Below are 20081 nucleotides of genomic sequence, written 5' to 3'. Positions count from 1 at the left end.
TGGCTATGGCTCAGAGCCAGTTGATGTCGTCAAAGCCGCGGTTGATGTAACCGCCCTGGCTAAAGGACTCGCCCTCATAGCCAAAGAGCGGCCAAACCGCCTTTTGGTTATAGAGGCCCGTCACCAGCCCGCCCCGGATCTGCTGGAAAAACGCGCTGTCTTCGATGCTGCGGAGAATGTCGACGCGATCGCGCTCCCATCCGACGCCGAGGTAATCGGCGTGACCTTTGCCCTGCGCTACGGCGTTGAGGCCTGCGATCCCGGCCTCTACGGCTTCGGCAGCCTCTGCCGTGTCATAGCCCTTGACCGCGATGGCATAGTATTCATCGGCCAGATGGTCATGCGGATAGATATCGCGGGCCATCTGGATCAAAGTTGCCATCGTTTCAGGCTTGAGTGCTTGGGTCTCGAGCGCCCAGGCCGCATCGGTGCTGGCGACAAAGCCAGTTCCGACGACAAAGCTTGCGCCCGCCGCGATAGAGCGCGAGAGCAACTCGCGCCGGTTAAGCCCCTTGCGGGGTTTGGTGTCAGTCATGTGTTATCCTCCCATGCAAAAAATGGGCGCGTCCCTCCCCGAACGCGCCCTTGCTCTCATTTGAAACGCCCGCCGCGTTCCAGTACTTCGATTTCGTAACCATCAGGATCTAAGACAAAGAAAAACTTGCCCACGAGTTTGCCGTCAGGGGCGAACTCCACGATCTTGCGCGGACTCAATCCTTCTGCCTCGAATCGTGAATGCTCGGCGGCAAGATCTTCCACAAGCACGGCGAGATGACCGTAACCATCGCCACGGTCATATGGCTCGGTGCGTCCCTTGTTGATGGTCAGTTCCACCTCGAACGGGCTTTCGTCATTCGACATGTAGACGAGGGTGAATTTCTCGAAATCCAGCCGGTCCGCCACGCGCAACCCAAAGGCGCGATAATAGAAATCGACCGACCGCGCCTCGTCGAGAACGCGAATCATGCTGTGAATGGCTTTGGCCATCATGCCCTCCGAAACCTGTATTTGGTTAGGAAAAGTTACCAAAGTAGGGGCGGGGCGGGTAGTAAGGGGATACTACGCCTTGATTTGTCTCACTCCGCCGCCATCTGACGCGCATCCCCATCGAGCGGGTTTTCGCGGTGCACAAGGCAGGTGCAGCGCAAGAGCGAGGTGAAATTGGCAGGTTCGCCGTGCAGTTCGAGCACTTCGGCATGGAGTTTCGACACGAAACCGGGGGTCGTCAGCCCTTCGCTCTCGGCGATTTCGTCGAGGATACCCCAAAAGGATTTCTCAAGACGGATGCTCGTGCTCTGGCCATTCAGACGCATGCGGCGGGTTACAAGCGCGTAGCGGTCGGGGTCTTGCCCGGCAAAGATTCGACACATGATCAGGTCCTCCCTCATCCGGGTCGCGGCAGGGACGCGCGCGGCGCGGATCTCAGTACGTTTTAGGATGATGGCCGATTTTTTCCAGCAGGGGAAGTCTCCTGCGCCGTCACCGCCTGCGCGCTGACCGCCGTCAGAGCAACGCGTGGCCGATGTTGGCAAGCGCGCTGAGGATCAGCATGGCAAAGGTCAGCACCATTCCGGCACTGCGCATCGGCATGATTTCGGGCACGCGTCCAAATCCCGCTGCATGCAACACCCGCCCCAAGAGCAGCATCAAGCCCAGCAGATGAACAACCCATCCCGGCGCACCCTGAAGTTCGGCCATGCCCAGCAGGATCAGGCCGAGCGGGGCGTATTCGGCGCAATTTGCCTGCACCCGGATGCGACGGATCAAGAGATCCTTGCCGCCGTCGCCCAAAGAAACCTTGGTTTTTAATCGGGCGGCGATGACCAGCACGCTCAGGAGGACAAAGAGGAGGCCGACGAGGCCCGCGTAGAGAGGGCTGATGGCAAGGGACATGCGCTGTGCTTTCTGGTCAGGAATAGGTGGCCGAACGGGTCGGGGGCAGGGTGAAATCCTCGGTATGGACAATCACCCCTGTCTCGCTCAGCAGCAAGAGGCCATAAGCCCCCGGCTCATCAATCGAGAGGCTTGTGTCCTTGGCGTCGAGCGCCATGGGCATCTGGTGACAGGGGCTTTTGAGGATGGCTGTGGGAATGCCCCCCGCCGATCCTTGAACCGTGCGGTGAACATGGCCCGACACGATCTGCACGACATTGCCCGCCGCCTTGAGGCGCGCGATCACGTCCGCCCGGTTGCGAAGCCCGATGGCATCCATTCCGGCAAAGCCCGTGTCGATGGGCGGGTGATGGGTAAAGACAATCACCGGCCGCGCGCCTGCCTCGGTCAAGCATTGCTCCAGCCAGTCAAGCCGCGCGGGGCAGAGCCAGCCCGAGTGCTGATCCGGCGCCGCCTCGTCCAGCGTATCGAGACAGATCAGGCGGTGCGCCCCGATGTCGGCGTAATGCTGGATATGGCCTGCATCCATGCAGGCCGCTTCGGGAAACGCCTCCAGAAAAGGCGCGCGGCGGTCGTGATTGCCTAGCATCAGGCTGACGGGCAGGGGGCAATCCGCCAGTGCCCCGCGCAGTCGGGCGTATTCCTCTGGCGCGGCGTGATGGGTCAAGTCGCCACAGAGCACGATGCGGGCAGCATCAGGGTGTCGCGTCAGCGCGTGCACAAGCCCTTGGGTAAAGCGCGCGAAGGGATCAAGGCCGATGATGGACTGGCCTTGCACAACGATGTGAATGTCAGTGAATACGAGTATTTTCTTCATGTCGCGGCCTGTCAGGGGGCATATGGCGCGCAGCATGGCCGAATTGACGGGATTGCAAAAGCGCTTTCGGTGGGCGCGCGTGGCTGTCACCCTCGGGTCAAGCCCGAGGGTCACGGGAAACGTTACTCCATCTCCACCAGCAGATCCTTGGCGTCGATCTGGCTGCCGGGCTGGACATGCACAGCTTTGACGGTCGCGTCACGCTCGGCGTGCAGGCCGGTTTCCATCTTCATGGCCTCGATGGTCAACAAAAGATCGCCTGCCTTGATCTTTTGTCCTGCCTTGACCGCGACCGTGGCCACGGCACCGGGCATCGGCGCGCCGATGTGGTTGGCGTTGCCCAGTTCCGCCTTGGGCCGGGCTGCGACCTTGTCCTTGATCCGGCGGTCGGGCACGCGCACGGTGCGCGGCTGGCCGTTGAGTTCAAAGAATACCCGCGCCTCGCCATCCTCTTGCGTCTCGCTCACCGCGACCAGCCGGATTTCCAGCGTCTTGCCGGGGTCGATTTCGGCGGTGATTTCCTCGCCCGTCTCCATCCCGTAAAAGAAAGTGCGGGTGGGCAGGGTGCGCACGGGCCCGAATTGCGCATGACGTTCCATGTAATCGGCAAAGACCTTGGGATACATGAGGCTACCCATCAGGTCTTCGTTGTCGATCTTCTTGCCAAAGCGCTCGGTCAGTTCTGCAAGCTGCTCGTCCAGATCCTCGGGCGGCAACAGCGTGCCGGGGCGCACGGTGATGGGCTTTTCGCCCTTGAGCACCTTCTTGACGATGGCGGGGGGGAAGCCGCCTGGCGCCTGTCCCACATAGCCCTTCATCAGTGTGATCACCGAGTCGGGAAAGCTAACCTCGGTCGCGGGGTCGAGCACGTCCTCACAAGTCAGGCCTTGGCTCACCATCATCAACGCCAGATCGCCCACCGTCTTGGCGATCGGTGTCACCTTGATGACATCGCCGAACATCTGGTTCACATCGGCATAGGTACGCGCGATGTCGTGCCAGCGGTCCTCCATCCCCATCGAGCGTGCCTGCGCCTTGAGGTTGGTGAATTGCCCGCCGGGCATCTCGTGCAGATAGACCTCGGAAGTGGGCGACTGCATCCCGCTCTCGAAAGCGGCGTAATGGTTGCGCACCGATTCCCAATAGTTCGAGATGTGTCGGATGGCGGTAATATCGAGGCCCGTGTCGCGCGGCGTGTGGCGCAGCGCCTCAATGATCGTGCCAATCGTCGCCTGAGAGGTATTGCCCGAGAGCGAGTCCATCGCGCAATCCACTGCATCCACACCGGCCTCGGACGCCGCAAGGATCGTGGCCCCGGCAAGGCCCGCCGTGTCATGGGTATGGAAGTGCAGCGGTAGCCCCACCTCTTCCTTGAGCGCCTTGAAGAGCACGCTCGCCGTGGCCGGTTTCATCAAGCCACCCATATCTTTGATACAGAGGATATGCGTGCCAGCGGCCTTCAGCTCTTTGGCCATCGAGAGGTAATATTTGAGGTCATATTTGGACCGCGCCGGGTCCAGCATGTCTCCGGTGTAGCAGATCGCGGCCTCCAGCACCTTGCCCGAGTCCAGCACGGCATCCATGGACACACGCATGTTTTCGGCCCAGTTCAGCGGATCGAACACGCGGAAGATATCGACGCCGCTCTCGGCGGCCTGTTTGACAAAGGCCGCGACCACATTGTCGGGATAGTTGGTATAGCCCACCCCGTTCGAGCCGCGCAGCAGCATCTGCGTGAGCAGGTTGGGCATCCTTGCGCGAATGTCGCGCAACCGCTGCCACGGACATTCGTCAAGGAACCGGTAGGCTACGTCAAAGGTCGCTCCACCCCAGCATTCGACCGAGAAGAGGCCCGGTAGATCATGGGCGTAATTGGGCGCGATGCTGATCATGTCGATTGAGCGCATGCGCGTGGCCAAGAGCGACTGATGGCTGTCGCGCATGGTGGTGTCGGTGATCAAGAGGTGCTTTTGCGCCGCCATCCAGTCGGCCACGGCCTGTGCGCCCTCGCGGTCAAGGATCTGCTTTGGCCCATCCTTGATCTCAGGGTTGGCGGGGCGCGGGGCGCGCGGCAGCTTGAGATCGGCGGCTGGGCGGGTGCGCCCCTCGACCTCGGGATGCCCGTTGACCGTGATATCGGCGATATAGCTCAGAACGCGCGTGCCGCGATCCCGCCGCTTGGCGAATTTGAACAGTTCTGGCGTCGTGTCGATGAATTTGGTCGTGTAGGTATTGTTGAGGAAGGTCGGATGCTTGAGCAGGTTCTCGACAAAGGCGATGTTGGTGCTCACGCCGCGAATACGGAACTCGCGCAGGGCCCGGTCCATCCGGGCAATCGCCTGCTCCGGCGTGGGTGCCCAGGCCGTGACCTTGGTCAAGAGGCTGTCGTAATAGCGCGTGATGACGCCCCCCGCATAGGCGGTGCCGCCATCAAGACGGATGCCCATGCCGGTGGCCGAGCGATAGGCGGTGATCCGGCCATAATCGGGGATGAAGTTGTTGAGCGGGTCTTCGGTCGTGATCCGGGTCTGGAGTGCATGGCCATGCAGAGTGATGTCATACTGGCTGGCCTTGCCGGTGGCCTCCATCAGGCTCTTGCCTTCGGCGATCTTGATCTGGGCCTGCACGATGTCGATACCGGTCACGGCCTCGGTCACGGTATGCTCGACCTGCACGCGCGGATTGACCTCAATGAAATAGAACTTGCCGGTGTCCATATCCATCAGGAATTCGACCGTGCCGGCACATTCGTAATTCACATGCTTGCAGATTTTATAGCCAAGCTGACAGATTTCCTCGCGCTGCGTCTCTGAGAGATAGGGGGCGGGCGCGCGCTCGACGACCTTTTGATTGCGGCGCTGCACCGAGCAATCGCGCTCGAAGAGGTGATACATATTGCCATGTTTGTCGCCGAGGATCTGCACCTCGACGTGGCGCGCGCGCAGGATCATCTTTTCGAGATACCCCTCGCCATTGCCAAAGGCCGCTTCGGCCTCGCGGCGGCCTTCGCGGACCTTGTCCTCAAGCTCGCTTTCGTTCTCGATGGGGCGCATGCCGCGTCCGCCACCGCCCCAGGATGCCTTGAGCATCAAGGGATAGCCAACTTCCTTGGCCTGTTTGCGGATGACCTTGATGTCATCGCCCAACACTTCGGTGGCCGGGATCACGGGCACGCCCGCCTCGATCGCCACACGCCGCGCGCTTGCCTTGTCGCCAAGGGCCCGCATGGTTTCGGCACGCGGGCCGATAAAGGTGATGCCCGCCGCGTCGCAGGCATCGACAAAAGCCGGGTTTTCGGACAAGAGGCCATAGCCGGGATGGATCGCATCCGCACCCGAGAGCTTGGCCACGCGGATGACTTCCTCGATGGACAGATAGGCCTGAACCGGTCCCATGCCCTCACCGATGCGATACGCCTCGTCCGCCTTGAACCGGTGCAGCCCGAGCTTGTCCTCTTCGGCAAAGACAGCGACGGTTTTCTTGCCCATTTCATTGGCGGCCCGCATGATGCGGATGGCGATTTCGCCCCGGTTGGCAATGAGAATTTTCTTGAAGTCGGCCATGCCTGTCCCCCGGTTTATCAGTTCTGGCGGCGCGGCAGTCTATGCCGCATTGCAGCGCTGCATCCTTGTAAGATTTGTGAAAGGTTTGTGCAATCCGGCAAACTGGGTATTCACCGGCAAGGGAAATTTCCTGTCCCGACGGGTGGTCGGCCCTACCCGTTGGGGATCAGGCGCGACCGCACGTCCCAGAGCGTGCGTGTGCCCAACTGGCCCATGTTGGCGCGCAAATCCTCGGCCAGAATATCCGCCAGATGCGCGGGGCCACTCTCGCCCAAGGCCCCAAGCGCATAGTGCCAGCCGCGCCCCATCATGACGAAATCCGCCCCAAGGGCGATGGCGCGCAGCACATCAAGCCCGCCCTCAATGCCGCCATCCATGATCACCGGCAAGGTGGTCGCGGCGCGCACTTGCGGCAGCGCCTCGATGGTGGCGGGGGCGGCGTCGAACTGGCGGCCTGCGTGGTTCGAGATCCAGATTGCGTCCACGCCCTCTTTCTCGAGTGCGGCGGCATCGTCGGCGCGCAGCACACCCTTGACCACCAAGGGCCCATCCCAGGCATCGCGCAGCCAGCGCAGATACTCCCAATCGGGCGAGGTGCGCAGCAGGTATCCAGCGTGTTTGTTCGAAGGCAAACCTTTGGTCTGGCCTGCGTAATCGTCAATCATCCGCATGCGCGGCATGCCAAGCCGTGCAGTTCCAAGCGCCCAGGCCGGACAGCGCGCGACCTGCGCCATCAGGCGCGGGGTCAACTTGGGCGGCTGTGTAAGCCCCGAGCGCACCTGCCGTTCGCGGCGGCTGCCCACCGGCACATCAACTGTCAGCACCAGCACCGAGAACCCGGCATTGCGCGCGCGTTTCAGCATGTTAGTCCGAATGCTCGTGTCGCGCGGCGGATACATCTGGAACCAGCCATTGCCGTTCAGATGCGGGCCTACGACTTCGGGCGTCTGGCTCGCCACGGTCGAGAGGCCATAAGGTATCCCCGCCTGCGTTGCGGCCCGCGCCAAAAGACGCTCGGCATCCGGCCAGATGAGGCCGGACATGCCCACAGGCGCGATGCCCACCGGCAGGGCATGGGTCTGCCCCAAGAGGGGGGCGGTGATGTCGGGCGTGAATTCGCCATGCAGGATCGACGGGCTGAGCCGCACCTGATCGAGCATCAGGCGGTTGCGCCCCTTGGTGGCCTCTGTTCCGGTGGCACTGTCGAGGTATTCCCAGACAAAATGCGGGATGCGACGCGCCGCACGGGCGCGCAGATCAGAGAGGGCGGGATAGGATGCATGCAGGTTCATGGCGCGCATTTGCGCGGGTTTTCAGGGGCTTGTCCAGAGGTCAGATAGGGGCGGAACAATCCCCGAACATCTCTTTATCTCCGGGCGTCCCCGCGCTATTGTCACGGGCATGAACAGATTTGACGAATCCGATGCCTTTGAGGGTGCCAGCCTCTCGGCGCGCGCCATGGCGGCGCGTCCGGCACCCTATCTTGATGACCTCAACCCCGAACAGCGTCGCGCGGCGGAAACGCTGGATGGTCCGGTGCTCATGCTCGCAGGGGCGGGGACGGGCAAGACCAAGGCGTTGACCACGCGCATCGTGCATCTGATGAACACCGGGCGCGCGGGGCCGGGCGATATCCTTGCCGTGACCTTTACCAACAAGGCCGCGCGCGAGATGAAAGAGCGTGTGGGCCGCCTCTTGGGCCAGCCCGCCGAGGGGATGCCCTGGTTGGGCACCTTTCATTCGATCTGCGTCAAGCTCCTGCGCCGTCACGCTGAACTGGTGGATCTGAAATCGAACTTCACCATTCTCGACATGGATGACCAACTGCGGCTGCTCAAGCAACTGGTGCAGGTGTCGGGCATTGACGACAAACGCTGGCCCGCGCGCATGCTGGCTGGGATCATCGACCAATGGAAGAACCGCGCCTGGACGCCCGACAATCTGCCCGCCTCAGAAGGGAGCGCCTATGATGGCAAGGGTCCGGCGCTCTACCGGCAGTATCAGACCCGCCTGCGCGAGTTGAACGCGGTCGATTTTGGCGATTTGTTGCTGCATGTGGTCACGATCTTTCAAAAGCACGACGATGTGCTCAGGCAATACCAACGCTGGTTCCGCTATATCCTCGTGGACGAGTATCAGGATACCAACGTGGCGCAATACCTCTGGCTGCGCCTCTTGGCGGGGGGGCACAAGAACATCTGCTGCGTGGGCGATGACGATCAGTCGATCTATGGCTGGCGCGGCGCCGAAGTGGGCAATATCCTGCGGTTCGAAAAGGATTTTCCCGGTGCGACGGTGATCCGGCTCGAGCAGAATTACCGCTCTACCCCGCATATCCTTGCGGCAGCTTCGGGCGTGATCGCGGGCAATCGCGACCGGCTGGGCAAGGAGCTTTGGACCGCCGTCGAGGAGGGTGAAAAGGTCCGCCTCATCGGCCATTGGGACGGCGAGGAAGAGGCACGCTGGATCGGCGAGGAAATCGACGCGATGCAACGCGGCACGCGCGGCATGCGGCCCTATTCGCTCGACGCGATGGCAATCCTTGTGCGCGCCAGCCACCAGATGCGCGCGTTTGAGGATCGGTTCCTGACCATCGGACTGCCGTATCGTGTGATCGGCGGGCCGCGGTTTTACGAGCGGCTAGAGATTCGCGATGCCATGGCCTATTTCCGCCTCGTGGTCTCGCCTGCGGACGATCTGGCCTTTGAGCGGATCGTCAACACCCCCAAGCGCGGCCTTGGCGACAAGGCGCAGCAGAAAATCCAGATCACGGCGCGGCAGAATGGCGTGCCGCTGGTCGAGGGCGCGCGCCTATTGCTCGACGACAAGGGGATCACCGGCAAAGCGGCGAGCGAGTTGCGCGATCTGATCGACGGCCTTGCCCGCTGGGGCCGGATGGTCGGGGATGCAGATATCAGCCATGTCGAACTGGCCGAGATGATCCTTGACGAGAGCGGCTATACCGGGATGTGGCAGAACGACAAGACACCCGAAGCACCGGGGCGGCTGGAAAACCTCAAGGAGCTGGTCAAGGCGTTGGAAGGGTTCGAGAACCTGCAAGGGTTTCTGGAACATGTGAGCCTCATCATGGACAATGAGGCGGGCGAAGAGGGCGAAAAGGTCACGCTGATGACGCTGCACGCCGCCAAGGGGCTGGAGTTTCCGGCCGTGTTCCTGCCGGGATGGGAGGATGGTCTTTTCCCATCGCAACGCTCGATGGACGAAAGCGGCGTCCGCGGGCTCGAGGAAGAGCGGCGGCTGGCCTATGTCGGCATCACCCGCGCCGAAGAGGTCTGCACCATTTCGTTCGCGGGCAATCGCCGCGTCTATGGCCAATGGCAATCGCAAATGCCCTCGCGCTTCATTGATGAATTGCCCGAGGCGCATGTCGATGTGCTCACCCCTCCGGGTCTCTATGGCGGAGGCTACGGGGCTGCGGCCAGTTCAGGCATCGAGAGCCGTGCCGCCGAGGCCAATGTCTACAACAGCCCCGGTTGGCGGCGGCTTCAGGCGCGCGGCGGCGAACGCCCCATGACCCAGCCCCGCGAGACGCGTCACAGCATCATCGACGCCGAGGCGCTCAGCTCGCATACGGTGGGCGAGCGCGTCTTTCATCAGAAATTCGGCTACGGGGCGGTCATCGCCGTAGAGGGTGACAAGCTCGAAATCGCCTTTGACAAGGCGGGCACCAAGAAGGTCGTTGCGCGCTTCATCAACGGCGCTGATGACGCACCGTTCTGAGCGGATGCAGCGGCGGATTTGATTATTTTTGCCATGAAAAACGACTTTGCTTTTTCTTGGCGCAAATACTCAAGTCTTCCCTTGCGCCGAAACGCTCAGCTGACGTGATCCACGACCGCCAGATGCTGTGCCAGCCGGTTGACCTCGTCCAGGTAGCGCGTAACCAGCTTGGGATCATGCGGTGCCGCGCTTACGCCCGCGGGTATTTCCCGCGCCAGCACCGAATCAACGGCAAGTGAGACTGGAATCGAGACCAGCCGCGCCATCGCCGTGCCACGCGCATCGCCCCAAGCGTCCATCACATAGGTTTTATGCCAGACTGGTTTACCGGCCTTTTCTGCCTTGAGATCAACGCAGAGCACCACGCGGTCCGGCTCGCCCTCATCATAGGCGTTCTCTTGCCAGAACTGATCGGACATCTCCTTGAGCCGGGCATCGCCCGCGGCACCGCTGAGCGTCTCGATCTCGGCAAAAACGTCCTTCCATGCCTCTGACCAGCCATTCAGGCGCAGCGTGCCGCGTACGAAATCCTTGATCCGCCAGTCGGGATCGAACCGGTAATCGGCGATGAAGGGCAGGGAATCGCGGTTGGGGTAAACCTCGAAGGTCTCGAGGTTGGGCAAAGGGGCACCATAGCTGGAAATCGCGTCCCATGGCCGCGCGACCTTGAGCTCCGAGAAATCCCGGATCGAGCGCGAGGGCGAGCGCAGCGCCTTGAGCACGCCCAAGGGCGACCAGCTGAACTTGTAGCGGAAGGGGTTGGGTATTTTCGGCACGCCGCCGCAATAAGAGGTGAACGACAGGTCGTTTCCGGCGTCAAAGGCTTGGGAGGCGCGATATTCGGCCACCAGATGATGCGCCATCAGGTGGTCGATACCGGGATCAAGCCCGATTTCGTTGACAAAGCGCAGCCCTTTTTCGCGCGCCGCCTGATCAAGGGTGCGCATCTCGGGGGCGATATAGGAGGAGGACACGAAATGCGCGCCCGTCTCGAGGCAAAGCTCTGCCAGCGGCACGTGCCAATCACCGGGCAGCATCGAGACCACCACGTCACCGGGTTTGAGGGCTTTGGCCAAGGCGTCCTTGTCAAAGGCGTGGATCTTGTCCGTGAGATCGCCCACCGCCGCCCACGCCTTGTCGGTCGAGCGGTTCCAGACCGTCACCTCATGCCCGGCTTCGATCAGTCGCCGCAGACCGGGAATGGCCGATAGGCCGGTGCCGCCCCAGTGGATTGTCATGTCCGTCTCTCCTTTTACTTGTAACGGAGTTTCGCCGCGACGATGCTCAGCATCGCCAGAACGGCGCAGATATTGGCCAGAATGAGAGGCCAGTCGCCGATCATCAGCCCATAGACCAGCCACAGGGACACGGTGGTCAGAAAGAGCAGGTTCGACGGGAGCGAGAGCCCCGAGGTGTCGCGCGTGGCCCAGGCCTTGACCGCCTGCGGAATCCAGCAGATCGTGCCCAGAAAGGCGGCCAGATATCCGACATAGGGCGCCATTCAGATCTCTTTCATATGGGTGTGAAAGGTCTCTGCCGCGCGGGCCCAGACCCCTTGATCCAAGGCGTCGAGCGTCAGCAACGAGGCCAGCAATTGCCCGGCGTAATCCTGCGAGGATTCGACCGGCAAGAGCGAGGGCAGGTTGTCGATGGCCATCACGTCGAGGGGCGGGGTGCCGCGCACACGCAGCACGGGGGCCGCCCAGGAGGTTGCCGCGTCATAGACCGGCACCGGGTTGTAATCGCTGTCGGGGTCACAGGCCACATCGCCGATCACGCTCAGTTGGCTGGGCTGATCAAGCGCGGATTTCGGCACGAAAACGGGCGTGCCGGGGCGCGCGAAGATGCAGTTGAGGAAGATGTCATGCGCGAGGATTTCCGGGAAAGGCCCACCCGATGCGGTCTCGGCCATGTCCCAGCGGGTGACGATGACACCCATCGCTTCGCAGAGATCCGCAGCACCGGTGCCCACGCGCCCCAAGGCACCAATGACGATGGCGCGCGGGCGGGACGCACCCGTGGCATCCAGCCGCGCGCCAAGATCGGCCAGCAGCGCGTCGCGCCCCGGATAGGTATCGACGGGCGGGCAGATCGCGCCGCCCTGTTGTGCCGTCCATGCCATGAGCGACACGGCCGCGCCCGCATAGCCCGCCCAATAGCCAAAGGCGGCGACGCGGCGGCCCGTTTCATCGACGAGATATTCCAGATCATAGAGCGTGCCGCCCCCGGCCTTGAACCGCTGCAAGAGGCGCCGCCCGGCATGCTGTCCCTTGAAGGCGTGGCCAAACATTATGTGGCGATGCGGCAGCGGCGTGCCATCCTCGGGCAGTTCCTTGAGCCCAAAGATGATTGCATCAGTGGGCGCAGATGGCCAAGAGTTCTCAGTCGCAATTTCGCAGCCCACCGCGCGATAGCCGTCAATTGGAATGGCGCGGTTGTGGCTCTCTTCTACAGTGACACGAATGCCCTTGGTGATCAGTTGCGCCGCCCCTTCGGGCGTCAGTCCCACGCGTTCTTCATTCGGTCTTTGTTCGGCTCGCACCCAGAGATGTGTCATGACAAGTCCTCAGATCATATCATCGGCAATCACCCTTGCCACCGTGGGCCGGGCGCGCATTGCCTGCATGAACGCGGCAATCTTTGGGAACTCGGCCACCTTTACCCCATCGCCCTCGAGCCAGTTGCAGGCAACATAGAGATATGGGTCAGCGAGCGTTAGGGTGTCGCCTATAACGAAGGGGCCTGTGATGAGGTTATGTTCCACATAAGTCGCGCTGTCGGTCATGGTCTGGACCGATTTGGTCTTCATATCGTCAAAAGAGCTCTGTTGGTCGGCCCAACGGTGGCCGCGCATCTTGTGGGCGTGGTTCACATGCATGGTGGAGGCGATATAATACATGGCCTCACGCATCTTGGCGGCTTGATAGGGATCGGTGGGGCGCAATCCGGCCTGAGGGGCGATGTCGGCAATGTAATCAAGCAATGCGCCGGTTTCGGTCAGGATGCCCTGATCAGTAACAAGCGTCGGCACCCGCCCTTTCGGATTGATAGCGAGATAGGCGACCCCGGATTGCTCTCCCGCGCGAAAATCGAGGCGCACCGGATCGAAGTCGAGCCCCGCCTCGTGCAGCGCGATCGCCGCCGCAATCGAGATGGTGCCTTTGGCATAATAGAGTTTCATGGCGCATTCCTCCTGCTGTCAGATAAAGGTGCGGGCATGCGCCCGGTCAGGTGTGTCGAGATGTGGTGTGGCGTTAAAGGTGCCTAGCATCAGCATGTCATGCACATGTTCAAGCCGGTGCAGCGAACTGTTCATGACCTGAAGCATGACCTTGGACATGCCGGGAATATCTAGCCCGAGCGCGTGCCGCATAACCATACCGATCACGCCGCCCGAGGTGACGATCAGGATGCGCCCGTTGTGATGACATATGTCGTCGATCAGAGTGGTTATCCGCGAGGTGAAATTCTCAAATGTTTCAGGAACATCCACAAGATCCCCCCGCGCCCAGTGCTCAATCACTTGCGGCAGGTAGCGCGCAAACTCCGTTGCATCGTTTGGCGCAGGAATTCCATGCTGTGCCTCAATGGCGCGAGCCAGAGCAAAATAGCTCAGTTCATCCAACCTCGGGTCTTGCTCGGTAATATGATAGCCCATGGCGCGGGCGGTGCCGACCTGACGATTGAGAGTCCCGGTGATCACATGGTCGAAATGCGGATTTGTCCTAGCCATATGCGCTCCCAACCATTCGGCCTGCTGCACGCCGAGTGGAGAAAGCCGATCATAGCCCGCCTCATCCGTGGCATGGCTGTTCGCCTGCCCATGCCGCACCAGAATTAGCTCTGCCAAGTTAAACGCCTCCCGATTTCCGCGCGACGTTAGCGCCGGTTGCCGGAGGGTTAAAGGTGGGGCGTAAAATATTCTGGAACAGCGTCCATTTGCGAGCCGTCTGCAAAGTAAGGTGACGTCTGGACCAGAATGAATTTAGACCAGAATGAATCGCCAATTCCGGAGCCCTTCGACGAATGTGGCGCAAAAATGGGGTGAGGTGTCGGGATTGACAGCCACTTGGATGCCACAGCATGCTTTAAAAAGGCCCAAAGCTAGGGAGGCGCGCTGATGACCGACAAGATCACATTCGTACTGGACGGCCACGAAGTCGAAGCAGAGGCGGGGCAGACGATATGGGAAGTCGCGAACGGACGCGGGCTGGTCATCCCTCATCTCTGTCACAAGCCGGCACCAGGCTATCGGCCCGATGGCAATTGTCGCGCGTGTATGGTCGAGGTCGAGGGTGAACGGACGCTGGTCGCCTCCTGTATCCGCGAGGCCAAAGCAGGCATGGTGGTCACGACAAATTCCTCCCGTGCGGAAACCGCGCGCAAAATGGTGGTCGAGATGCTGCTCGCAGACCAGCCGGAACGCGAGGTGTCACATGATCGCTCCAGTCATCTGTGGGACATGGCTGCGGCCAATGGCGTATCCGAAAGCCGCTTTCCCAAAGTCGAGCGCAACCGCATTCCCCTGCTAGACGACAGTCACATCGCGATGCGGGTGAATCTGGATGCTTGCATTTCCTGTGGTCTCTGCGTGCGCGCCTGCCGAGAAGTTCAGGTCAATGACGTGATTGGCATGGCAGGGCGCGGGCATGATGCCTACCCGGTGTTTGACTTGGCCGATCCGATGGGCGCGAGTACTTGCGTGGCCTGCGGTGAATGCGTGCAGGCCTGCCCGACCGGCGCCCTGATGCCTGCCACCGTGCTGGATGACGCCCAACAGGGTGACAGTGCGGATTTTGACGACGAGGTCAAAAGCATCTGTCCGTTCTGCGGCGTGGGATGTCAGGTGTCTCTCAAGGTCAAGAACGGTAAAGTGAAGTTTGTCGAAGGAATAAATGGTCCGGCCAATGAAGGACGTCTGTGCGTCAAGGGGCGTTTTGGGTTTGATTATATCCACCATCCGCACCGCCTGACCAAACCGCTGATCCGTCGCGATGATGCGCCCGCCAAGGGCTTGAACGTCGATCCTGGAAACTGGCAGGAAGTGTTCCGCGAGGCGTCATGGGACGAGGCGCTCGATCTGGTCGGCGGGGCGCTCAAGGGTCTCAAAGACACCCATGGCGGCACCAGCGTGGCAGGTTTCGGTAGCGCAAAATGCACCAATGAAGAAGCCTATCTCTTTCAAAAATTCATCCGTCAGGGCTTTGGTCACAACAACGTGGATCACTGCACGCGGCTCTGCCATGCCTCCTCCGTGGCGGCTCTGATCGAAAATGTCGGCTCGGGTGCCGTGACGGCGACGTTCAACCAGATCGAAAATGCCGATGTAGCGATCATTATCGGGGCGAATCCGCTGGAGAACCACCCTGTCGCCGCGACCTATTTCAAGCAATTCACCAAGCGCGGTGGAAAGCTCATCGTCATGGACCCACGCGGCCAAGGCATGAAGCGCTTTGCCACCCATATGCTGCAATTCCGCCCGGGTGCGGATGTGGCAATGTTGAACGCGATCTGCCATGTGATCGTTGAGGAAGGGCTTTACGACCAGCAATACATCGCTGCGTTTACTGAGAACTGGGAGGCGGAGAAGAAGCATCTGGCGCAATTCCCGCCCGAGAAGATGGAAGGCATCTGCGGCGTTCCCGCCGAGACGTTGCGCGCCGTAGCCCGCGATTTTGCCGGGGCCAAGGCAGGCATGATCTTTTGGGGGATGGGCGTTAGCCAGCATATCCACGGCACCGACAATTCGCGCTGCCTGATCTCTCTGGCGCTGATGTGCGGCCATGTGGGCCGTCCCGGTACAGGGTTGCACCCGCTGCGCGGCCAGAACAACGTGCAAGGTGCGTCTGATGCGGGCCTCGTGCCGATGTTCCTGCCCGACTATCAGACCGTGACCGATGATGGCGTGCGCCGCGCCTTTACCGAAGTCTGGCAATCGGGCGACTTCTCGAACCAAAAGGGCCTGACCGTGACCGAGATCATGGATGCGGTCCATGAGGACAAGATCAAGGGCATGTATATCTTGGGTGAAAACCCGGCGATGTCCGATCCTGATGTGGAGCACGCCCGCGATGCTCTGGCCAAGCTCGAGCATCTGGTGGTGCAGGATATTTTCATCACCGAAACGGCGAACTATGCCGATGTGATCCTGCCCGCGAGCGCGTTCTACGAGAAATCCGGCACTGTGACCAATACCAACCGTCAGGTACAAATGGGCCGTTCCGCGGTGCCCCCTCCGGGCGAGGCGCGCGAGGACTGGGCCATCACGGTTGAGTTGGCGAACCGCATCGGGCTTGATTGGTCTTACGACAGCCCGGCCGATGTCTTTGCCGAGATGAAAGTGAACATGCGTTCACTTGATAATATAACATGGGAGCGGTTGGAGCGTGAAGGGGCTGTGACCTATCCCTGCAAAGGCCCCGATCAACCGGGTGAGGCGGTTGTGTTCGGTGATGGTTTCCCGCGCCCCGAGGGACGGGCGAAATTCACTCCGGCGGCGATCATCCCGCCTGACGATGTGCCAGACGCTGACTATCCGATGATTCTGACGACAGGGCGGCAACTCGAGCATTGGCACACCGGGTCCATGACCCGCCGTGCCAGCGTGCTCGATGCGGTCGAGCCAGAGGCGAACTGCTCGATTCACCCCGCGACACTTCGCAAGCTGGGCGTAGAGCCGGGAGGGCTGGTGCAGTTGACCACCAAGCGCGGTTCGATCCGTATCATGGCGCGGGCTGACCGCGCGGTGGCGCCGGATATGGTGTTCTTGCCCTTCGCATTTGTTGAAGCGGCGGCGAATATCCTGACAAATCCAGCGGTCGACCCCTATGGCAAGATCCCTGAGTTCAAATTCTCGGCCGTCAAGGTTGAAGCGGCCAATATTGCTGCCGAATAAAGGCATCTGCGCCTCGTGCAAGCCGCGAGGCGCAGGCAGCGATATGGGATTTGGCATTTGGCCTCGGGCTCTGGTCTCCCTATAGTCTTGATCTGACATGGACCGCAAACCCGAAACCCCTTTACGCCGTGGCTGGACCACGGGTGCCTGCGCCACTGCGGCGACGCGGGCGGCGCTTAGTCTTTTGTGGGGTGAAGGTAAGGTACGCCGCGTCCGCATCACCCTGCCACGTGGCGAGACGCCAGAGTTTGACATCGCCCATCATGCAAGTGGTGAAGGCTGGGCCGAGGCAGGGGTCATCAAAGATGCAGGCGACGACCCGGATGTAACGCATGGTGCGATGATTATCGCACGCGTGGCGCGCTCAGAGGGCGGCGTAGTATTTCGCGCGGGTGAGGGCGTGGGGCGTGTCACCATGCTAGGCCTGCCCATCCCGCCGGGTGAGCCCGCGATAAATCCCGTGCCACGCCAGATGATGGAGGCCACGGTAAGCGACATGGCCGAGCGTCTATGCGAGCGTCCCGATATAGAGATCACAGTATCGGTTCCCGGTGGCGCGTCCCTTGCGCAAAAGACTTGGAATTCGAGGTTGGGAATCAAGGGGGGATTGTCGATCCTTGGCACCACAGGGATTGTGCGACCGTTTTCCTGTGCGGCATGGATCGCTTCTATCCATCGGGGAATCGATGTTGCGCGCGGGTCCGGCTTGACCCATGTGGCGGGTTGCACCGGGGCTACCAGCGAACGCGTGGTCCAAGGGCTCTATGATTTGCCTGACCACGCCATGTTGGACATGGGGGATTTTGCCGGTGGTTTGCTGAAGTACCTTGCCAAACATCCGTTGCCGCGCCTGACCATCGGAGGAGGTATCGGTAAGATGATCAAACTGGCGCAGGGAGCCCGTGATCTCCATTCGGGGCGCAGTCAGGTAGATTTTCAAAGCCTTGCTGATGCGTTGGATTTGCCGGACCTAAAGTACATGAATACAGCGCTGCAAGCATCTGAATTCGCAGGAGAAAAAATGGCAAATTGGGTTGCGCGTGAGAGCCGTGACAAGGTGCTTGCGATGCTGCCAGAGGGTGTCGAGGTCGATACGGTGGTGATTGACCGCGCCGGTACAATCCTGGCGAGGGCTGGCAGCCAATGACGCTCTTGCTTCTGGCGGGCACGGCGGAGGCACGATATTTGGCTCAGGTTTTGGCATCTGAGAGGCGCGCCGCTGTTGCCTCGCTTGCCGGTGCCACACGGCGGCCGCGCCCGTTAGGATTGCCGACGCGGATCGGAGGCTTTGGCGGAGAGGCCGGTTTTGTCCGATATCTTGTGGAAGCAGGGATCACAGCGGTCCTCGACGCCACCCATCCATTTGCGTCGCGCATTTCAGAGAGGACGGCACGGATCTGCGCGACCATGAACTTGCCATATTGCCAGCTTTTGCGCCCGGAATGGGTGCCCGTCGCGGGGGATCATTGGACTATACTAGCGGCAGAGGAGGACGCGGCGTCGCATATTCCAAAGGGGATGACCGTGTTTCTGGCTACGGGTCGGCAAGGTGTCACGTGCTTTGCGAATCTGACCGGACGACATCTGATCTGCCGCGTGGTGGATCTGCCAGATGAGGCTTTTCCATTTGAGAATGGAGAGTATCTCGTGGGTCGCCCACCCTTCACCCCGGAGGCAGAACGTCGTCTATTCGAGCGTCTTGGCGTGGACTGGCTTGTTGTCAAAAACGCCGGTGGTCGGGATTCTGAAAGTAAGCTCGCAGCCGCGCGCACGCTCGGCCTGCCGGTTGCCATGATCGCTCGCCCGCCTCAACCCGATGCGATGCGGGTCGAAACCGTCCCGGCGGCACTGGATTGGATGCGGGGGGTATGACGGGGCGGATCATCAAGACCGATCTGGACGTGGCCGCCGGGGCGGCACATCTCGCTGCGATCTGTCCGCGCATGCGTCACGCGCAAGGGTTGACCGGGCCGTTGCCTCTGCGGCGGAACCCGGATGGGTTTGCACAACTTCTCAGTGCGATCGTCAGCCAACAGGTCAGCGTCGCCTCGGCCAATGCGATCTGGTCACGGCTTGAGGCGGCCGGGTTTACTGAACCCGAACGAATTGTCGCGGTCAGTGATGACGATTTGCGCGCGGTGGGCCTTAGCCGACAAAAGGCGCGTTACGCACGTGCGCTCGCAGAGGCAAGAATCGACTATCCTGCTCTGCGCACGGAACCGACCCAAGACGTGATCGCTACGCTCACGCAAGTGCCTGGAATTGGCGTCTGGACGGCAGAAATATATGCGATGTTCAGCCTTGGCCGTGCCGACATCTTTGCACCGGGCGATCTGGCCTTGCAAGAGGCTGCGCGGCTGCTCTACGACCTTCCCGAGCGACCGAAGGAACGTGCATTGCGTCAAATGGCAGAGGCATGGTCGCCATGGCGGTCCGTTGCGGCGCGGTTGCTTTGGGCCTATTACCGGATCGCCAAGGATAGGGAAGGGATCAGATGACACGGGTTTTGAAGGCAGATCGCAAGGAGCCGCTTTCGGGCGAGACGCGCTCGGCTGTGGTTTTCTTGCATGGGTACGGTGCGAACGGAGCCGACTTGTTGGGGTTGGCGGACCCACTGGCAGACCATTTGCCCGACACGCTCTTTGTAGCCCCTGACGCGCCGGAGAGCATTCCAGGCATGCCTTTTGGGCTGCAATGGTTCCCGATCCCCTGGATTGACGGGTCCAGCGAGGAAGAATCCCACCGTGGGCTGGTGTCTGCAGTAGCGGATCTCAACGCATTCCTTGATGCTCTGATGGTGGACGAAGATCTACTGCCCGAGCAAGTGGTTCTTTTTGGCTTCTCCCAAGGCACAATGATGGCGCTGCATGTGGCCCCTCGGCGCGAAGACGCCTTGGCCGGTGTTGTCGCCTTTTCCGGACGGCTTTTGTCGCCGGAATCTCTTGCAGACGACGTGCAGAGCCGCCCGCCGGTTCTATTGGTGCATGGCGATGCCGATGAGGTGGTGCCGGTGCAGTCTCTGCCACAGGCGGCCGAGGCATTAGAGGGCGCCGGTTGGCAGGATGTCTACGCGCATATCATGAAGGGCACGGGGCATGGTATCGCACCTGATGGGTTGTCGGTGGCTCTGGCGTTCATGCGCGACAAACTAGGACTATGAAGGCGTCCCGCA

General features: G+C 61.2%; 18 protein-coding genes. 6 read left to right on the top strand and 12 right to left on the bottom strand.

The window, feature by feature from the left end:
- Positions 1-10: 10 nt before the first annotated feature.
- The 7 genes from ACSSVY_RS11520 to ACSSVY_RS11490 all read right to left on the bottom strand — a co-directional run bounded on the left by ACSSVY_RS11520 (position 11) and on the right by ACSSVY_RS11490 (position 7565).
- A complete protein-coding gene (locus ACSSVY_RS11520; protein WP_454269701.1) occupies positions 11-535 on the bottom strand; it encodes a Twin-arginine translocation pathway signal in 525 nt (174 codons plus the stop codon).
- A gap of 56 nt (positions 536-591) precedes the next feature.
- Entirely contained in the window at positions 592-987 is a 396-nt protein-coding gene (locus ACSSVY_RS11515; protein WP_454269700.1) for a VOC family protein, read from the bottom strand.
- Positions 988-1076: 89 nt separating this feature from the next.
- Positions 1077-1370: a ribbon-helix-helix domain-containing protein gene (locus tag ACSSVY_RS11510; protein ID WP_454269699.1), complete on the bottom strand. Its 294-nt coding sequence runs from the start codon at positions 1368-1370 to the stop codon at positions 1077-1079.
- Positions 1371-1503: 133 nt separating this feature from the next.
- The gene (locus ACSSVY_RS11505; RefSeq protein WP_454269698.1) at positions 1504-1893 is read right to left on the bottom strand and encodes an MAPEG family protein; all 390 of its coding nucleotides are present in this window, start codon (positions 1891-1893) and stop codon (positions 1504-1506) included.
- Positions 1894-1909: 16 nt separating this feature from the next.
- The gene (locus ACSSVY_RS11500; protein WP_454269697.1) at positions 1910-2746 is read right to left on the bottom strand and encodes a phosphodiesterase; all 837 of its coding nucleotides are present in this window, start codon (positions 2744-2746) and stop codon (positions 1910-1912) included.
- A gap of 86 nt (positions 2747-2832) precedes the next feature.
- Complete coding sequence (gene pyc, locus ACSSVY_RS11495; RefSeq protein ID WP_454269696.1) at positions 2833-6273, bottom strand: pyruvate carboxylase; 3441 nt, start codon at positions 6271-6273, stop codon at positions 2833-2835.
- A 152-nt stretch (positions 6274-6425) separates the two neighbouring features.
- Positions 6426-7565, bottom strand: coding sequence for an alpha-hydroxy acid oxidase (locus ACSSVY_RS11490; protein WP_454269695.1), 1140 nt, complete (start codon positions 7563-7565; stop codon positions 6426-6428).
- Positions 7566-7674: 109 nt separating this feature from the next.
- Here ACSSVY_RS11490 and ACSSVY_RS11485 point away from each other — a divergent pair, with 109 nt between their 5' ends.
- The gene (locus ACSSVY_RS11485; protein WP_454269694.1) at positions 7675-10014 is read left to right on the top strand and encodes an ATP-dependent helicase; all 2340 of its coding nucleotides are present in this window, start codon (positions 7675-7677) and stop codon (positions 10012-10014) included.
- Between the two features lie 95 nt (positions 10015-10109).
- Here the strand turns inward: ACSSVY_RS11485 and ACSSVY_RS11480 are convergent, their stop codons facing one another.
- From ACSSVY_RS11480 to ACSSVY_RS11460, 5 genes are read right to left on the bottom strand one after another with little or no spacing between them, the layout of a single operon-like run.
- Complete coding sequence (locus ACSSVY_RS11480) at positions 10110-11252, bottom strand: saccharopine dehydrogenase family protein (RefSeq protein ID WP_454269693.1); 1143 nt, start codon at positions 11250-11252, stop codon at positions 10110-10112.
- Between the two features lie 14 nt (positions 11253-11266).
- A complete protein-coding gene (locus ACSSVY_RS11475; protein ID WP_296636715.1) occupies positions 11267-11515 on the bottom strand; it encodes a SemiSWEET family sugar transporter in 249 nt (82 codons plus the stop codon).
- Positions 11516-12571: a saccharopine dehydrogenase gene (locus ACSSVY_RS11470; protein WP_454269692.1), complete on the bottom strand. Its 1056-nt coding sequence runs from the start codon at positions 12569-12571 to the stop codon at positions 11516-11518. It abuts the gene before it with no gap.
- 9 nt (positions 12572-12580) lie between these two features.
- Positions 12581-13195, bottom strand: coding sequence for a glutathione S-transferase family protein (locus tag ACSSVY_RS11465; RefSeq protein ID WP_454269691.1), 615 nt, complete (start codon positions 13193-13195; stop codon positions 12581-12583).
- Positions 13196-13213: 18 nt separating this feature from the next.
- Positions 13214-13864, bottom strand: coding sequence for a histidine phosphatase family protein (locus ACSSVY_RS11460; protein WP_454269690.1), 651 nt, complete (start codon positions 13862-13864; stop codon positions 13214-13216).
- 270 nt (positions 13865-14134) lie between these two features.
- Between ACSSVY_RS11460 and fdhF the strand changes: the two genes are divergently transcribed.
- The 5 genes from fdhF to ACSSVY_RS11435 all read left to right on the top strand — a co-directional run bounded on the left by fdhF (position 14135) and on the right by ACSSVY_RS11435 (position 20069).
- Positions 14135-16909 (top strand): formate dehydrogenase subunit alpha, encoded by a 2775-nt coding sequence (gene fdhF / locus ACSSVY_RS11455; protein WP_454269689.1) that lies wholly within the window; start codon positions 14135-14137, stop codon positions 16907-16909.
- Between the two features lie 97 nt (positions 16910-17006).
- Positions 17007-18056, top strand: a complete 1050-nt coding sequence (locus tag ACSSVY_RS11450; protein WP_454269688.1) for a cobalt-precorrin-5B (C(1))-methyltransferase — start codon at positions 17007-17009, stop codon at positions 18054-18056.
- The gene (locus ACSSVY_RS11445) at positions 18053-18781 is read left to right on the top strand and encodes a cobalt-precorrin-6A reductase (RefSeq protein WP_454269687.1); all 729 of its coding nucleotides are present in this window, start codon (positions 18053-18055) and stop codon (positions 18779-18781) included. Before ACSSVY_RS11450 ends, ACSSVY_RS11445 begins: the two co-directional genes overlap by 4 nt.
- Positions 18778-19407: a DNA-3-methyladenine glycosylase family protein gene (locus tag ACSSVY_RS11440; RefSeq protein ID WP_454269686.1), complete on the top strand. Its 630-nt coding sequence runs from the start codon at positions 18778-18780 to the stop codon at positions 19405-19407. Before ACSSVY_RS11445 ends, ACSSVY_RS11440 begins: the two co-directional genes overlap by 4 nt.
- Entirely contained in the window at positions 19404-20069 is a 666-nt protein-coding gene (locus tag ACSSVY_RS11435; RefSeq protein WP_454269685.1) for an alpha/beta hydrolase, read from the top strand. The genes ACSSVY_RS11440 and ACSSVY_RS11435 overlap by 4 nt, the downstream gene beginning before the upstream one ends.
- Positions 20070-20081: the final 12 nt, after the last annotated feature.

This window comes from Roseovarius sp. MBR-51, from assembly GCF_053628575.1.
This window is presented reverse-complemented; position numbering and strand designations above follow the sequence as displayed.

Coding starts and splice junctions, on each gene's coding strand:
- ACSSVY_RS11465 (WP_454269691.1), bottom strand. CDS start 13,195: ATGAAACTCTATTATGCCAAAGGCACCATCTCGATTGCGGCGGCGATC.
- ACSSVY_RS11500 (WP_454269697.1), bottom strand. CDS start 2,746: ATGCTGCGCGCCATATGCCCCCTGACAGGCCGCGACATGAAGAAAATA.
- ACSSVY_RS11445 (WP_454269687.1), top strand. CDS start 18,053: ATGACGCTCTTGCTTCTGGCGGGCACGGCGGAGGCACGATATTTGGCT.
- ACSSVY_RS11485 (WP_454269694.1), top strand. CDS start 7,675: ATGAACAGATTTGACGAATCCGATGCCTTTGAGGGTGCCAGCCTCTCG.
- ACSSVY_RS11515 (WP_454269700.1), bottom strand. CDS start 987: ATGGCCAAAGCCATTCACAGCATGATTCGCGTTCTCGACGAGGCGCGG.
- ACSSVY_RS11490 (WP_454269695.1), bottom strand. CDS start 7,565: ATGAACCTGCATGCATCCTATCCCGCCCTCTCTGATCTGCGCGCCCGT.
- ACSSVY_RS11435 (WP_454269685.1), top strand. CDS start 19,404: ATGACACGGGTTTTGAAGGCAGATCGCAAGGAGCCGCTTTCGGGCGAG.
- ACSSVY_RS11470 (WP_454269692.1), bottom strand. CDS start 12,571: ATGACACATCTCTGGGTGCGAGCCGAACAAAGACCGAATGAAGAACGC.
- ACSSVY_RS11520 (WP_454269701.1), bottom strand. CDS start 535: ATGACTGACACCAAACCCCGCAAGGGGCTTAACCGGCGCGAGTTGCTC.
- pyc (WP_454269696.1), bottom strand. CDS start 6,273: ATGGCCGACTTCAAGAAAATTCTCATTGCCAACCGGGGCGAAATCGCC.
- ACSSVY_RS11480 (WP_454269693.1), bottom strand. CDS start 11,252: ATGACAATCCACTGGGGCGGCACCGGCCTATCGGCCATTCCCGGTCTG.
- ACSSVY_RS11505 (WP_454269698.1), bottom strand. CDS start 1,893: ATGTCCCTTGCCATCAGCCCTCTCTACGCGGGCCTCGTCGGCCTCCTC.
- ACSSVY_RS11450 (WP_454269688.1), top strand. CDS start 17,007: ATGGACCGCAAACCCGAAACCCCTTTACGCCGTGGCTGGACCACGGGT.
- fdhF (WP_454269689.1), top strand. CDS start 14,135: ATGACCGACAAGATCACATTCGTACTGGACGGCCACGAAGTCGAAGCA.
- ACSSVY_RS11440 (WP_454269686.1), top strand. CDS start 18,778: ATGACGGGGCGGATCATCAAGACCGATCTGGACGTGGCCGCCGGGGCG.
- ACSSVY_RS11475 (WP_296636715.1), bottom strand. CDS start 11,515: ATGGCGCCCTATGTCGGATATCTGGCCGCCTTTCTGGGCACGATCTGC.
- ACSSVY_RS11510 (WP_454269699.1), bottom strand. CDS start 1,370: ATGTGTCGAATCTTTGCCGGGCAAGACCCCGACCGCTACGCGCTTGTA.